Below are 14,056 nucleotides of genomic sequence, written 5' to 3' on the forward strand. Positions count from 1 at the left end.
CGGAGGAGTGCGGCAGGCTGGGGGCATGACGCAGCACGGTGCATCACCCGAGACGCACGCGGCCGCCCTCACCGCCCTGCGGGCCCTGGTCGGTCGGCCCGACGCCGAGTTCCACGACGGGCAGTACGAGGCGATCGAGGCGCTGGTCGCCGAGGGACGGCGGGCGCTGGTCGTGCAGCGGACCGGGTGGGGCAAGTCGGCCGTCTACTTCGTCGCGACCCTGCTGCTCCGGCAGGAGGGCGCCGGTCCCACCGTGCTGGTCTCGCCGCTGCTGGCGCTCATGCGCGACCAGATCGCCGCGGCCGAACGCGCCGGCGTGCGTGCGGTCGCGATCAACTCGACGAACGCGCACGAGTGGGCCGACGTGCTCGCGCAGCTGGACCGCGACGAGGTCGACGTGCTCCTGGTGTCTCCGGAGCGGCTCAACAACCCCTCGTTCCGCGAGCAGCAGCTGCCCGCCCTCGTGCGCCGGATCGGCATGCTCGTCGTCGACGAGGCGCACTGCATCAGCGACTGGGGGCACGACTTCCGCCCGGACTATCGGCGGCTGCGCGAGCTCATCGCGCAGATGCCCGCCGACGTCCCCGTGCTCGCCACGACCGCGACCGCGAACAGCCGGGTGGTGGCTGATGTCGCCGAGCAGCTCGGCGCCGCGGAGGCCGGGGGCGGATCCGAGGTGCTCACGATCCGGGGTCCTCTCGCCCGCTCCTCGCTGCGGCTCGGAGTGCTGCGCCTGCCCGATGCGCCCAGCCGGCTGGCCTGGCTGCTCAGCCATCTGGACGAGCTGCCCGGATCCGGCATCATCTACACGCTGACGGTCGCGGCGGCTGTCGACACGGCGCGTCTGCTGCGTGATCGCGGGCATGAGGTCCGCGCCTACACGGGTCAGACCGACCCGGACGAGCGCGCCGAGTCAGAGGCGATGCTCAAGCGCAACGAGGTGAAGGCGCTGGTCGCGACGAGCGCGCTGGGGATGGGATTCGACAAGCCGGATCTCGGCTTCGTGCTGCATCTGGGCGCGCCGTCCTCGCCGGTCGCGTACTACCAGCAGGTGGGCCGCGCGGGGCGCGCGAGCGAGAGCGCCGATGTGCTGCTGCTGCCGGGTGTCGAGGACCGCGACATCTGGCACTACTTCGCGACGGCCTCGATGCCGGATCGGGAGCGGGCGGAGCGCGTCATCGCGGCCCTGGGGGACGCGCCGGTGTCGACCCCGGCGCTCGAGGCGATGGTCGACATCCGGCGCACACCGCTCGAGCTGCTGCTCAAGGTGCTCGACGTCGACGGCGCGGTGCGCCGCGTGCAGGGCGGATGGGTCGCCACGGGTGAGCCGTGGGTGTACGACGCCGAACGGTACGACCGGATCGCGGCGGAGCGCCGGGCGGAGCAGCAGCACATGGTGGAGTACGAGCAGGGATCCGGCTGCCGCATGGAGTTCCTGCAGCGCACCCTCGACGACGACACCGCCGTGCCGTGCGGCCGGTGCGACAACTGCGCGGGAGTCTGGTACCCGACCGAGATCGGCACGGAGGCGAGCGCCGCGGCTTCGGCGTCGCTCGACCGCGTCGGGGTGCCGATCGAGCCCCGGCGGGCGTGGCCGACGGGCGCCGACCGGCTCGGTGTCGCGGTGAAGGGACGCATCGCTGCGGAGGAGCAGGCGGGGGAGGGGCGTGCTCTCGCACGTCTCACCGACCTCGGCTGGGGCGGTGCGCTGCGCGAGCTCTTCGCGGCAGGCGCCCCCGACGGGCCGGTTCCCGATCGGCTGCGCGACGCGTGTGTGCGGGTGCTCGCCGGCTGGGGCTGGGCCGAGCGCCCGGTCGCGGTCGTCTCGGTGCCGTCGCGCACTCGACCGCTGCTGATCAGATCGCTCGCGCAGAGCCTCGCCGAGATCGGTCGGCTGCCGTACCTGGGCGAACTCGCCTTGGTCGGAGGCGGGCCCGCGAGCGGTCCAGGGGGGAACAGCGCCTTCCGCCTCGCGGGCGTCTGGGACCGCTTCTCGCCTTACGCTCTCGCCGTTCCTGCCGGCCCGGTGCTGCTCGTGGACGATCAGGCCGACAGCCGGTGGACGCTCACGGTCGCCGCACGGTCCCTCCGCCGTGCCGGAGCGACCGACGTGCTCCCGTTCGTGCTCGCGCTGCGGGGGTGAACGCCGTGCCGACCGTGTGTTCTCTGGCTTGTCCTCCGGGTTGGGGCGCACCCGTGCGTTTTGGGGCGCGTCACACCGGGATTCCATGAGGAGACGCGCCCCAAACGGAACAGGCGCGCCCCAAACCGGGCGCGAGCGGCAGCGTGCGCAGGTCAGCGCACCCGGCCGAAGGCGCGGGCCGGGTGCTCCAGCAGCTCCATCACCCGGCGCAGGAACGAGGCCGCGTACCCGCCGTCGCACACTCGGTGGTCGAACACGAGGGAGAGCTGCGCGATGCGCCGCGCCACGATCGCGCCGTCGACGACCCACGGCCGCTCGATCATCCGGCCGATGCCGAGGATCGCGACGTCGGGGTGGTTGATGATCGCGGCGGATCCGTCCACGCCCAGGCCGCCGTAGTTGTTCAGCGTGAACGTCGAGCCGCGCAGCCGCTCGGGCGGCATGGATCCGGCCCGGGCGGTCGCAGCGAGCTCGCGCAGCGCCGCATCCAGTTCGTCGACGTTGAGCTCGTGCGCGCGTGGGATCACCGGCACCATGAGTCCGCGGTCGGTGTCGGCGGCGACACCGAGGTTCACACCGTCGAAGGAGAGGATCTCGCTCGCGTCGTCGCTGAGCCGCGATGCCAGCAGCGGGTGCTCGGCGAGGGCGATCAGCACGAACCGTGCCACGAGGGCCGTGAGCGACGGAGCCCTGCCGCCTTCCGGCGCCATGGCGGCGCGGAGCGTCCAGAGCTCGGTGACGTCGACGTCGACCCACACCGTGGCCTCGGGGATCTCCGACCGGCTGCGGGTGAGCTTGGCGCTCACCGCCTTGCGCAGCGGCGACATGCGCTCGCGGGAGGCGACGGCGAGACCGTCGACGGTCTCGCCGGATCCGCTCGCGTCGACGTCGGCCGCCGCCGCGCGCTCCCGCCCGGCGGGTGCCGCGAGTTCATGCAGAGAGATGCCGTCGACGGCCTGGTCCACGGCCGCGCGCAGCACGTCGGCCCGGGTGACCGCGCCGTCGGATCCCGTGGGACTGAGACGCCGCACGTCGACACCGAGATCGCGCGCGAGGCGGCGGACGAGGGGGGAGCGCACCGCCACGGGGCGGATCCCCGCGGCGGGGGCGTCCTTGGTCTCGCTGCGCTCGCTCAGGAACCGGTCCGATGTGGAGCTCGGACGCCCCGCGGGAGAGCCGTCGCCGCGCACAGGGCCCGCGGTGCGGCGCGCTCTGCGGCGGCCGGATCCCGCGCGCTCGCTGGTGCCGTAGCCGATCAGCACGTTGCCGGATCCGGATCCTGCCCGCTCCTCGGCGCGGTAGGCCTCCTTCTCGACCTCCCCGCCGGCCCCCGGCGCCCCGGTGGCCGGCGCCGCGGGAGCATCCGGATCCACGACCTCGAGCACCGGTGCGCCCACGTCGATCGTCTCGCCGGGCTCGCCGTGCAGCGCGAGCACCACGCCGGCGTACGGCGACGGCAGTTCGACCACGCTCTTGGCGGTCTCGACCTCGGCGATGGGCTGGTCGGTGCGGATGGTGTCGCCGACCTGCACGAGCCACTGCACCAAGCCCGCCTCGGTCAGGCCCTCGCCCAGGTCGGGCAGGCGGAACACCTTCGTCGTCGCAGTGGTCATGCTTCTTCTCCGTGCTCATCGAGCCAGTGCAGAGTGTCGATCGCGTCGAGCACGCGGTCGGCGTCGGGAAGATACCAGTGCTCGAACTTCGGCGGAGCGAAGGGCGTGTCGAAGCCGGTCACCTTGCGCACGGGCGCCTCGAGGAACTCGAAGCAGCGCTCGAACACCCGCGACTGGATCTCGCTGGCGACGCTCGCGAAGCCCGGCGCCTCGGCGACGACAACGGCGCGTCCGGTCGCGCGCACCGCCGCGGTGAGGGAGGCGTCGTCGATCGGCGTCAGCGTGCGCACGTCGATGACCTGCACGCTGCGTCCTTCGGCGGCCGCGATCTCTGCGGCCTCGAGGCAGGTCGCCACCGAGGACCCGTAGGAGATGAGGGTGACGTCCGTGCCCTCGCGAGCGATCCGGGCGGATCCGATCTCGGCGACGATCGAGGTGTCGACCTCGCCCTTGCTCCAGTAGAGCTTCTTCGGCTCGAGGAAGACGACCGGGTCCGGCGACGCGATCGCCGCACGCAGCAGGGAGTACGCGTCCTGCGGGGTCGAGGGGCACACCACGGTCAGCCCGGGGGTGTGCGCGTAGTACGCCTCGGACGAGTCGCAGTGGTGCTCGACGCCGCCGATGCCGCCGCCCGTGGGGATGCGGATGACCATCGGCATGCGCATCGCGCCGCGGGTGCGGTTGCCGAGCTTGGCGACGTGGCTGACGACCTGTTCGAACGCGGGAAGCGCGAAGGCGTCGAACTGCATCTCCACCACGGGGCGCATGCCGTTCATGGCCATGCCTACGGCGGTGCCGATGATGCCGGACTCCGCGAGCGGGGTGTCGAAGCAGCGGTCCTCGCCGTAGCGCTCGGTGAGGCCGTCGGTGATCCGGAAGACACCGCCGAGCGCGCCGACGTCCTCGCCGAAGACGACGACGTCGGGGTCGGCCTCGATCGCGTCGGCGAGGGCGCGGTTGAGCGCCGCCGCCATCGTCATGGTCTGCACCGTCGGAACCGACTGGTCGTGGGGGTCTGCGGCGTCCATGCGGACGTCCTCGTGCGCGATGGTCATCGGGTGCCTCCTTCGGCGATGGATCCGGCCCGCTCCAGCTCGTCGCGCAGCTGGTGCCACTGCTCCTCCAGCTGCGGAGAACGGGTGCTGCGCACGAAGCGGAACAGATCCTCGGGGTCGAGCTCGGCGTCCGCGTTCAGGGCGTCGCGGAGGGCCGCCGCGATGGTCTCGGCGCCCTCGGCGAGCTCCTGCTCGCGGGCCTCGTCGAGCCGGCCGCGTGCGGTGAGGTGCGTGCGCAGGCGGGTCAGCGGGTCCCTCTCGACCCAGGCCTGCACCTCGGCGCGCTCGCGGTAGCGGGTGTCGTCGTCGGCGTTCGTGTGGGCCTGCATCCGGTAGGTGTGCGCCTCGACGAGGGTCGGGCCTCCTCCGGCGCGGGCTCGATCGACGGCCTCGCCGAGCACGGCGAGGAGGGCGGCGACGTCATTGCCGTCCACGCGCTGACCGGGCATGCCGTAGCCGACCGCCTTGTGCGCGAGGGAGGGGGCCGCGGTCTGCCGGCTCAGCGGCACCGAGATCGCGAACTCGTTGTTCTGCACGAAGAAGACGACGGGCACGTGGAACACGGCGGCGAAGTTCAGCGCCTCGTGGAAATCGCCCTCGCTCGTGGATCCGTCTCCGCACATCGCCAGCACCACGGTGTCCTCGCCGCGGTGCTTCGCGGCCTGGGCGAAGCCGACGGCGTGCAGCAACTGCGTCGCCAGCGGCGTGGTCTGCGGGGCCACCCCGTGCTCGTGGGGGTCGTATCCGGAGTGCCAGTCGCCCTTCAGCAGCACCATGGCGTCGGCGGGGGAGACGCCGCGGGCGATCACCGAGACGGAATCGCGGTAGGTCGGGAACAGCCAGTCGTGTGCGCCGAGCACGAGAGACGCCGCGATCTGGCAGGCCTCCTGGCCGTGCGAGGAGGGATACACCGCGAGGCGCCCCTGGCGGACCAGCGCGTTCGCCTGATCGTTGATGCGGCGCCCCTCGACGAGGCCGCGGTACGCCCTGTCGAGCACGTCGTCCGCGGGCATCGGATAGTCCTCGTCGACGTGCGCGGATCCGGTCTCGTCGATGAGCCGCACGGGCTCGTCGCGGGGGAGCAGATCGCGGGGATCCGTGTCGTGCGCGTGGCTCGTGGCAGGCATGGTCTGCTGCATCGGGTCCGCCTTCCTTGCCGAACGTGATGCCTCCAGTGTGCGACGGGAAATGCAGTCGTCCAACAGGATCCACACGAATCTGGACGATTGCATGCTGAGTGCGCCACAATGATGCAGAGTGTCAGTGGATCGCGGACGGAAGGGTGCACGGATGGCGGAGCTGGATGACATCGACCGGGCGATCCTCGATGAGCTGCGCCGCGACGCGCGCGTGTCCATGACGGCGATCGCGGAGGCGGTGCACATCTCGCGTGCGGGTGCGCATGCGCGCATCAAGAGGCTGACCGACGCCGGGGTGATCACCGGATACACAGTGCGCACGGATCCGGTGCTGCTCGGCCACCACGCCTCGGCCTACGTCATGCTGGCGCTCGAGCAGCCGGCGTGGCAGGAGGTGCAGGAGCAGTTGCAGCGGATCCCCGAGGTCGAGCACATGGCGCTCGTGGGCGGGGACTTCGACGTGATCCTGCTCGTGCGCGCGAGTGACGCCCGCGATCTGCGCCGGATCGTGCTCGAGGACATCCAGGCGATCTCCGCGGTCCGCTCCACGCGCACCACGCTGATCTTCGAGGACTTCGGCCGGAACTGACCGCTTTCGCGTTCCCGACCGGCGCTGCCGCACGGCAGAATGGATCCATGACGGATGCGGTGATCGAGCGCGAAGTGCTCACCTGGGACGGTTTCGGAGAGGCGACGCGGGATCTGGCCCGCAGGATCCTCGAGTCGGGGTTCGAGACCGAGGTGGTCGTCGCGATCGCACGCGGCGGGCTGCTGCCGGCCGGGGCCATCGCGTACGGTCTCGGTGCGAAGAACTGCGGCGCGATCAACGTCGAGTTCTACACCGGCATCGGCACCGTGCTGGACGCCCCCGAGGTGCTGCCGCCGGCGCTCGACATGGAGTATCTGAACGGGCGCCGCGTGCTGCTCGTCGACGACGTCGCCGATTCCGGGCGCACGCTCGCCCTGGCCGTCGAGCTGCTCAAGAGCAAGGGCGCGGCGGTGCGATCGGTCACGATCTACACCAAGCCCACCACGATCATCCAGCCCGACTACGCGTGGAAGGACACCGATCGCTGGATCGACTTCCCGTGGTCGGCCAACGGCACGGTCCGCGAGGAGGACCTGGGTCTGCCGCCCACCGCCTGACACGTCGCCGACGCGGTGTGCCGACGTCGCACCGTGGTCCGGTCGAGCGTCGAGCCACCCCCTTGCTCGCGAACCACCCCTTCTCGCACTGCGTCGAGAGGGGTGGTTCGTTGTGAAGGGGGTGGCTCGGCGGGTCAGAGCTCCCGCGCTGCGGGGTCAGTCGTCGGCGGGGGTGACGCGCGGAGGCCAGGTCGAGGAGCCGAGCTCGCGGGAGATGTTGCGGGCGGTGTCGCGCAGCGCGTGCAGAACGGCATCGGGCGCGGGACCGTCGGCCGTGGGGTAGACGACGGCGACCGCCGCGACGATGTCCCCACGGGAGTCGGCGACGGGGGAGGCCAGTGACGACTCGCCCAGGACGGCTTCGTCGACCTCCGTCGCGTAGCCGTGCTCGGCGATCGCCGGGAGTGCTGCCTCCAGGGTCGCCGGATCCGTGACGGTGTCACCGGTCAGCGGCGGCAGCGGGTCGGCGAACACCGCCCGCTGGAAGCCGAGGTCATAAGCGAGCAGCACCTTGCCCATGGCTGAGGCGTGGGCCGGCAGCGCCGCCCCCGTCTCCAGCATCTGAGGGCTGTCGTCGGGCCGCAGCGCATGGTGGATCACCAGTACCTCGGAGAAGTGCGGGGCGCCGAGGCGCACGGCCATGCCGGTGCGGCGCGCGAGCTCCTGGGTCCAGCGCATCGAGCGTGCCCGCACATCGAGCGAGTCGAGGTAGACGCTGCTGAGCTTCAGCAGCGTCGGGCCCAGCATGTAGCGCTGCCCGCCGCGCTCCTTGGCCACGAGGCCGTGCTCGCGCAGGGATGACACGATGCCGTGCACGGTCGACGGCGGCAGCTGCAGTGCGGTCGCGAGATCCGTGATGCCGAGGTGGCGCGAGCCCTGCAGCAGCTCCAGCACCTTCGCGGCGCGATCGATCGCCTGGATCATCGGTGCGGCTCCCTCCTCGACGGTGGCTCGGGATGACTGCGGATCCGGATCCCTTGACAATCCGAGATCCTCCACGCATATTCGACATTAACGAAAAGTATTCCGATTCTGGAGTGCTGTCGCCCGCGATGCAAGAGGTCGCGGCCTCTGCGTCGTGGTACGCCTCGGAAGGCGGATCCACCCGGGATCCGCGCCGTCGTGGAGTGCCGGTCGGACGACGTCGGTGCTGGTGGAACTGCAACGAGGAGGTCGCAGGATGAAGAAGCTCATCAACGCCCCGGAGGACGTGCTCGCGGAGTCGCTGCGCGGGCTCGCGCTCTCGCATCCGGAGCTCGACGTCGACCTGGCGAACCGCGTGATCCTGCGCCGGGATCGCAAGGCGGAGGGCAAGGTCGGGCTGCTGAGCGGCGGCGGATCCGGTCACGAGCCGCTGCACGGCGGATTCGTCGGCACGGGTATGCTCGACGCGGCCTGTGCCGGGGAGGTGTTCACCTCGCCCACGCCGGACCAGATGCAGGTCGCGACGAAGGCGATCGACCGTGGCGCGGGCGTGCTGCACATCGTGAAGAACTACACCGGCGACGTGATGAACTTCGAGATGGGGGCCGAGCTCGCCGCCATGGACGGCATCGAGGTTCGCTCCGTCGTGGTGGACGACGACGTGGCGGTGCAGGACTCGCTCTACACCGCGGGCCGACGCGGCGTCGGTCTCACGGTGCTGCTCGAGAAGATCGTGGGCGCGGCGGCCGAGGAGGGGGCGGACCTCGCCGCCGTGGCCGAACTCGCTGCGCGCGTGAACGGCCAGGGCCGATCCATGGGCATGGCGTTGACCAGCTGCACGGTGCCGGCTGCGGGCAAGCCCACCTTCGACCTGCCCGACGACCAGATGGAGATCGGCATCGGCATCCACGGCGAGCCCGGTCGGCACCGCGTTCCGCTCGCTCCCGCGAAGGACATCGCGGCGCAGCTCGTCGAGCCGATCCTCGCAGACATGGACTTCACCGGATCCCCGGCGATCGTGATGCTCAACGGCATGGGGGCGTCGCCGCTCATCGAGCTCTACCTCATGTACGGCGAGGTCGCGGCGCTGCTGGAGAAGGCCGGCGTGACGGTCGCCCGCAACCTCGTCGGCAACTACATCACCTCGTTGGACATGGCCGGCTGCTCGGTCACCCTGCTCAAGGCGGACGACGAGCTCATCCGTCTGTGGGACGCGCCCGTCGTCACCCCCGGACTGCGCTGGGGCGCCTGACCCGCTCGAAGGAGAACACCTGCATGTCGAACACCATCCCGCTCGCCGTCCTCGTCGACTGGCTGCACCGCTTCCGTGACGCCGTGGTGACGCAGCGCGATTGGCTGACCGAGCTCGACTCCGCGATCGGCGACGCCGACCACGGCGCCAACATGGCCCGCGGAATGACCGCGGTCGTCGAGAAGATCGACCAGGCTGCACCCGCGACGGCGGACGAGCTGTTCAAAGCCGTCGGCATGACGCTGGTGTCGACCGTGGGCGGTGCGAGCGGTCCGCTGTACGGCACGTTCTTCCTGCGCATCGGGGCGACGCTGGGAGCCGTGACGGAGGTGGAGCCGTCGGCGCTGGCCGCGGGCCTGCGCGCGGGGCTTGAAGGCATCGTCGCGAGGGGCAAGGCGGATGCCGGGGACAAGACCCTCTTCGATGCGGTGGCTCCGGCGATCGACGCGATGGACGCGGCCCTCTCCGACGGAGGATCCGCGGCGGAGGCGACCGCTGCCGCCGCCCTGGCCGCGGCAGCCGGCCGCGATGCCACGATCGACCTCGTCGCGCGCAAGGGCAGGGCCAGCTACCTCGGGGAGCGCAGCGCCGGACACATGGATCCCGGATCCGCGTCGGCGACGCTGCTGTTCGAGACGCTCGCCGCGGCCGTCACGGGCTGACGGATCCGTCGCATGAGTGCGGACGCCCGCGGGAAACAGGGGCCTGAACGATGAGCACCACCGGGATCGTCGCGGTCTCGCACAGCCTGCGCCTCGCCGAGGCCGCCCAGGAGCTCGCCGCGCAGATGGTGCCGGGCGGGGCGGCGCGGATCGCGCTCGCCGCGGGCGCCGGGGCCGACGTCGATGGCACCCCGATTCTCGGCACGGACGCGACGCGGGTGGCGGCGGCGATCGACGGACTCGCCGCGTCGTGCGACGGGGTGCTCGTGTTGATGGATCTCGGATCCGCGGTGATGAGCGCCGAGTTCGCTCTGGAGCTGCGCGCGAGCGATGTTCCGGTGCGGCTCGCGTCGGCGCCTTTCGTGGAGGGGCTCCTCGCGGCCACCGTGACCGCGGCGCAGGGGGCGTCGCTGGAGGAGGTCGCCGCGGAGGCGAACGGCGCGCTGATCGCGAAGTCGGCGCAGCTGTCGGACGAGCCGCAGGCTCCGGTCGGGTCGGGGGGCCCCGTGCTCGAGGAGAGCGTGCCGGTGTCTGCGGTCTCGCGGCCGGGGGAGGGGTTGCGCACGGTCGTCGTGCGCAACCCCGCCGGGGTGCATGCGCGGCCCGCCGCGATGATCGCGCAGGCCGCCGCCGGGGCGGAGCTACGGCTGCGGCGCCTGCCGGACGGGGATCCCGTTCCCGCCTCGAGCATGATGCGACTGCTCGCCTTCGGCGCCCGCCCCGGCGATGAGGTGCAGTTGTCGGGTGATCCTGCTGCCGTGGAGCGCGTGGCCGCGCTGTTCGAGGACGGCTTCGGCGAGATGGACGAAGCGCCGGTCGATGCCTCGTCAGCGGGGACGTCGAGCGAGGACGTGCACAGCGCGACCGAGACGCCCTTCGTCCCGTCGCTTCGCTCCCCGCTCAGGGACCGATCCGGCGCGGAGCCGACGCAGGGTGCTCGCCCGACTGCCCCGGTGGGGGCGGTCCCGGAGCCCGGCTCGACCCTGCGCGGCCTCGGGGTGAGCCCGGGGCGCGCGATCGCCCCGGTCGCCCGACTGGGCACGGTGATCGCCGAGCCTGCCGCCGCCGAGGCGGTGCCCGCCGCCGATCGCGACGCCGAGGCCGAGCGGGTCGCACCCGCTGCGGCGGAGGTCGTCACCGCACTCCGCGAGAGCGCGGCCCTTGCCGATGGCGAGGTCGCCCAGATCCTCGAAGCGATCGCCCTGCTGGCCGCCGACCCCGATTTCGCCGCGGGAGCGGCCGCCCGAGTGCGCGCGGACGGGGTGACGGCCGCCCGTGCGGTCTGGGACGAGGCGGCAGCCCAGGAACAGCTGCTGCAGGGCCTGGGCGGGCGGATGGCGGAGCGTGCGGTCGATGTGCGCAGCGTCCGCGACCGCATCGTGGCCCGGCTGACCGGACAGGAGCTTCCGGGGATCCCGGACCGGGCGGACCCGTTCGTGCTCGTCGCGCGGGACCTCGCGCCGGCCGAGACGGCGACGCTCGGCCGCAGCGCGTGCGTCGGGCTCGTCACCGAGGAGGGCGGGCCGACCTCGCACACGGCGATCCTCGCCCGTGCGCTCGGCATCCCCGCGGTCGTCGGGGTCGCGGATGCGACCGACATCGCGGCGGGGACCGTCGTGCTCGTGGACGGCGGAGCGGGGACCGTGCAGCTCGACCCGCCCGCGGATGAGCAGAGCACCGCAGCCGAGGAGATCCCGGCGTTCGACGGCGCCGGTGCGCTCGCCGACGGCACCGCGATTCCGCTGCTCGCCAACGTCGGTGGCGCGGCTGATGTGGGCGCCGCGGCCGACGCCCGCGCGCAGGGCATCGGCCTGTTCCGCACCGAGTTCTGCTTCCTCGACCGGACAGCGGAGCCCACGATCGCCGAGCAGGTCACCGCCTACCGCGGCGTGCTCGCACCGTTCGCGGGGCGCAGGGTCGTCGTGCGCACACTCGACGCCGGATCCGACAAACCGCTCCCGTTCGCGACGGCGACGGACGAGGAGAACCCGGCCCTGGGCGTGCGCGGCCTGCGCGTCGCCGTCGCGCATCCCGCCCTCCTCAGGCACCAGCTCGCGGCGATCGCCGCGGCAGGCGCGGCCGAGAGCGCGCAGCTGGAGGTGATGGCGCCGATGGTCGCGACGGTCGACGAGGCCCGCGACTTCGCCGCGGCTTGCCGGGCCGCGGGGATCGCGCGGGCGGGCATCATGATCGAGACCCCCGCCGCCGCGCTCCTGGCCGCGGAGATGCTCGCCGTGGTCGACTTCGTGAGCCTGGGCACCAACGACCTCACCCAGTACACGATGGCCGCCGACCGCCTGTCGGCACCGCTCGGCGCGCTCAACGACCCGTGGCAGCCCGCCGTGCTGCGCCTCATCGGAACGGTGGGCGCGGCGGGACGCGTCGCGGGCAAGCCCGTGGGCGTCTGCGGCGAGGCCGGCGGCGATCCGGCTCTGGCACCCGTGCTGATCGGGCTGGGCGTCACGAGCCTGTCGATGACGGCGCGATCCCTCGCCCGGGTGTCGGCGAAGCTGCGCACGGTGACGGCGGAGGACTGCGGGCGGGCCGCGGCGGCGGCGCTCGGATCGGCGACCGCCGCCGAGGCGCGTGCCGCCGTCACCGCCGCGCTCGCCTGACGCGGCACGAGCGTCGCGTGGCACGAGCGTCGAACGGAATGATCCGATCCGGCGACGAACCCGGCGGGGACCCGCACGGCGACGAACGCGGCCCCGGATCCCAGGGAGCAGGATCCGGGGCCGCGTGTGCGGGGCCAGCGTTCACGCCGTGGTGAGCACGACCTTCTCGGACGCCGCGGTGGTGCGGGCGACGGGCGCGCCCAGTTCGGCGGTGGGGGTGCGGTAGGTCTCGCGCAGACCCAGTGCGCAGAGCGCGACGATCACGCACGCGGCCGCCGAGTACAGGCCCACTCCGATCGGATTGCCGCCGAATGCGATGAACATGGCGGTGGCGACGGTCGCCGCGGTGCCGCCGCCGATCGCGGCGCCGGTCTGATAGGTCACGGAGATCGCCGAGTAGCGCGACTCCTTCGAGAACTGCTCGCCGAGGAAGGCGGGGATCGTGCTCTGCGGCATCGCCATGAAGACGTTCACGCCGATGTAGCCGAGCACTACGAGGAACATGACGTGCCCCTCCGCCATCGGGAAGAACGCGAAGAAGAACGCGCCGTAGACGAGCGCTCCCCAGCCGACGAGCTTCTTGCGGCCGATCCGGTCGGACAGCAGGCCCAGGAAGGGCACCGCGACCATGAACGCGGCGGATCCGACCAGCTGCAGCACGAGGGACTCGGTCGAGGTGTAGCCGATCTGCTCGGCGTAGGTGATGGTGAAGATGGATCCGATGTAGGCGATCGTGTTGTAGCCGAACGAGACGCCGATCGCGAGCAGGATCGCGCGCGGGTGCTGACGAATCGCGGCGAACAGCGGCACCTTCGGTGCCTTCCCGGCGGCGATCGTCTCCTGCGGCATGCGCAGGCGGGCGATGAGGCCGACGATCACGAGCGCGCCGCCGAGCCAGAACGGGATCCGCCAGCCCCAGGCCAGCAACTGCGCCTCGGGGAAGATCGAGATCGCGAGGAACACCAGCGTGCCCAGCAGCGAGCCGATGCCGATGCCGGTGCTGGTGAAGCTGCCCCACAGGCCGCGACGGTTCTCGGGCGCGTTCTCGATGCCGAAGAGCGACGCCCCGCCCCACTCGCCACCGGCGGCGAACCCCTGGATGAGGCGCAGTGCGACCAGCAGGATCGGGGCGAGTACACCCACGGCGCCGTAGGTCGGCAGGCAGCCGATGAGGAAGGTGCTCGAGCCCATCACGAGCAGCGTCAGCACCAGCATCGACTTGCGCCCGACGCGGTCGCCGAAGTGGCCGATCACGATGCCGCCGAGCGGCCGGGCGACGAAGCCCACGCCGAACGCCGCGAATGCGATCAGGGTGCCGGTGAGGTGGTCGACCGAGGGGAAGAAGAGCGCCGGGAAGACGAGCGCCGCCGCGAAGCCGTAGATGATGAAGTCGTAGAACTCCAGCGCCGTGCCGAAGCCGGAGATGAAGAAGGTGCGCACCGCCGTCGCGGCGTGCTGCGCGAGGGCTCGGGTGTCGAGAGAGGCCATGATCGTCCTTGAGGATGGG

At 72.1% G+C, this 14,056-nt stretch carries 11 protein-coding genes; 6 read left to right on the forward strand and 5 right to left on the reverse strand.

The features are described from left to right. The first annotated feature begins 25 nt into the window (after window positions 1–25). Complete coding sequence (locus tag LXM50_RS16300; protein WP_233312529.1) at window positions 26–2,143, forward strand: RecQ family ATP-dependent DNA helicase; 2,118 nt, start codon at window positions 26–28, stop codon at window positions 2,141–2,143. 152 nt (window positions 2,144–2,295) lie between these two features. On the opposite strand, the gene LXM50_RS16305 is transcribed toward LXM50_RS16300, so the two are convergent. From LXM50_RS16305 to LXM50_RS16315, 3 genes are read right to left on the reverse strand one after another with little or no spacing between them, the layout of a single operon-like run. Further along, on the reverse strand, window positions 2,296–3,756 hold the full coding sequence (locus LXM50_RS16305; protein WP_233312530.1) for a dihydrolipoamide acetyltransferase family protein: 1,461 nt from the start codon (window positions 3,754–3,756) through the stop codon (window positions 2,296–2,298). Continuing rightward, window positions 3,753–4,811: an alpha-ketoacid dehydrogenase subunit beta gene (locus LXM50_RS16310; RefSeq protein ID WP_374107843.1), complete on the reverse strand. Its 1,059-nt coding sequence runs from the start codon at window positions 4,809–4,811 to the stop codon at window positions 3,753–3,755. The genes LXM50_RS16305 and LXM50_RS16310 overlap by 4 nt, the downstream gene beginning before the upstream one ends. Continuing rightward, entirely contained in the window at window positions 4,808–5,950 is a 1,143-nt protein-coding gene (locus LXM50_RS16315; protein ID WP_233312531.1) for a thiamine pyrophosphate-dependent enzyme, read from the reverse strand. The genes LXM50_RS16310 and LXM50_RS16315 overlap by 4 nt, the downstream gene beginning before the upstream one ends. A gap of 151 nt (window positions 5,951–6,101) precedes the next feature. On the opposite strand from LXM50_RS16315, the gene LXM50_RS16320 reads away from it, so the two are divergent. Both LXM50_RS16320 and LXM50_RS16325 read left to right on the forward strand, forming a co-directional pair. Then, window positions 6,102–6,539, forward strand: a complete 438-nt coding sequence (locus tag LXM50_RS16320) for an Lrp/AsnC family transcriptional regulator (RefSeq protein WP_233312532.1) — start codon at window positions 6,102–6,104, stop codon at window positions 6,537–6,539. Between the two features lie 47 nt (window positions 6,540–6,586). Next, window positions 6,587–7,096, forward strand: a complete 510-nt coding sequence (locus LXM50_RS16325; RefSeq protein WP_233312533.1) for a phosphoribosyltransferase — start codon at window positions 6,587–6,589, stop codon at window positions 7,094–7,096. 156 nt (window positions 7,097–7,252) lie between these two features. Here LXM50_RS16325 and LXM50_RS16330 read toward each other — a convergent pair whose 3' ends face one another. After that, a complete protein-coding gene (locus tag LXM50_RS16330) occupies window positions 7,253–8,020 on the reverse strand; it encodes an IclR family transcriptional regulator (protein WP_233312534.1) in 768 nt (255 codons plus the stop codon). Window positions 8,021–8,276: 256 nt separating this feature from the next. Between LXM50_RS16330 and dhaK the strand changes: the two genes are divergently transcribed. The 3 genes from dhaK to ptsP are packed head-to-tail and all read left to right on the forward strand — an operon-like array spanning window position 8,277 to window position 12,549. Continuing rightward, entirely contained in the window at window positions 8,277–9,272 is a 996-nt protein-coding gene (dhaK, locus tag LXM50_RS16335) for a dihydroxyacetone kinase subunit DhaK (protein ID WP_233312535.1), read from the forward strand. A gap of 23 nt (window positions 9,273–9,295) precedes the next feature. Further along, the gene (gene dhaL / locus LXM50_RS16340) at window positions 9,296–9,934 is read left to right on the forward strand and encodes a dihydroxyacetone kinase subunit DhaL (protein WP_233312536.1); all 639 of its coding nucleotides are present in this window, start codon (window positions 9,296–9,298) and stop codon (window positions 9,932–9,934) included. Window positions 9,935–9,984: 50 nt separating this feature from the next. Beyond that, complete coding sequence (ptsP, locus tag LXM50_RS18790) at window positions 9,985–12,549, forward strand: phosphoenolpyruvate--protein phosphotransferase (protein ID WP_308192538.1); 2,565 nt, start codon at window positions 9,985–9,987, stop codon at window positions 12,547–12,549. A 141-nt stretch (window positions 12,550–12,690) separates the two neighbouring features. Here ptsP and LXM50_RS16355 read toward each other — a convergent pair whose 3' ends face one another. After that, on the reverse strand, window positions 12,691–14,037 hold the full coding sequence (locus LXM50_RS16355; protein WP_233312537.1) for an MFS transporter: 1,347 nt from the start codon (window positions 14,035–14,037) through the stop codon (window positions 12,691–12,693). Between the last annotated feature and the right edge of the window lie 19 nt (window positions 14,038–14,056).

It is taken from the genome of Microbacterium sp. Au-Mic1, assembly GCF_021341785.1.
Taxonomy (GTDB): domain Bacteria; phylum Actinomycetota; class Actinomycetes; order Actinomycetales; family Microbacteriaceae; genus Microbacterium.

Excerpts from the sequence above, each read along its gene's own strand:
- dhaK (WP_233312535.1), top strand. The coding sequence starts at position 8,277 with ATGAAGAAGCTCATCAACGCCCCGGAGGACGTGCTCGCGGAGTCGCTG.
- LXM50_RS16355 (WP_233312537.1), bottom strand. The coding sequence starts at position 14,037 with ATGGCCTCTCTCGACACCCGAGCCCTCGCGCAGCACGCCGCGACGGCG.
- LXM50_RS16330 (WP_233312534.1), bottom strand. The coding sequence starts at position 8,020 with ATGATCCAGGCGATCGATCGCGCCGCGAAGGTGCTGGAGCTGCTGCAG.
- ptsP (WP_308192538.1), top strand. The coding sequence starts at position 9,985 with ATGAGCACCACCGGGATCGTCGCGGTCTCGCACAGCCTGCGCCTCGCC.
- LXM50_RS16320 (WP_233312532.1), top strand. The coding sequence starts at position 6,102 with ATGGCGGAGCTGGATGACATCGACCGGGCGATCCTCGATGAGCTGCGC.
- LXM50_RS16300 (WP_233312529.1), top strand. The coding sequence starts at position 26 with ATGACGCAGCACGGTGCATCACCCGAGACGCACGCGGCCGCCCTCACC.
- LXM50_RS16310 (WP_374107843.1), bottom strand. The coding sequence starts at position 4,811 with ATGACCATCGCGCACGAGGACGTCCGCATGGACGCCGCAGACCCCCAC.
- LXM50_RS16305 (WP_233312530.1), bottom strand. The coding sequence starts at position 3,756 with ATGACCACTGCGACGACGAAGGTGTTCCGCCTGCCCGACCTGGGCGAG.
- LXM50_RS16315 (WP_233312531.1), bottom strand. The coding sequence starts at position 5,950 with ATGCAGCAGACCATGCCTGCCACGAGCCACGCGCACGACACGGATCCC.
- dhaL (WP_233312536.1), top strand. The coding sequence starts at position 9,296 with ATGTCGAACACCATCCCGCTCGCCGTCCTCGTCGACTGGCTGCACCGC.
- LXM50_RS16325 (WP_233312533.1), top strand. The coding sequence starts at position 6,587 with ATGACGGATGCGGTGATCGAGCGCGAAGTGCTCACCTGGGACGGTTTC.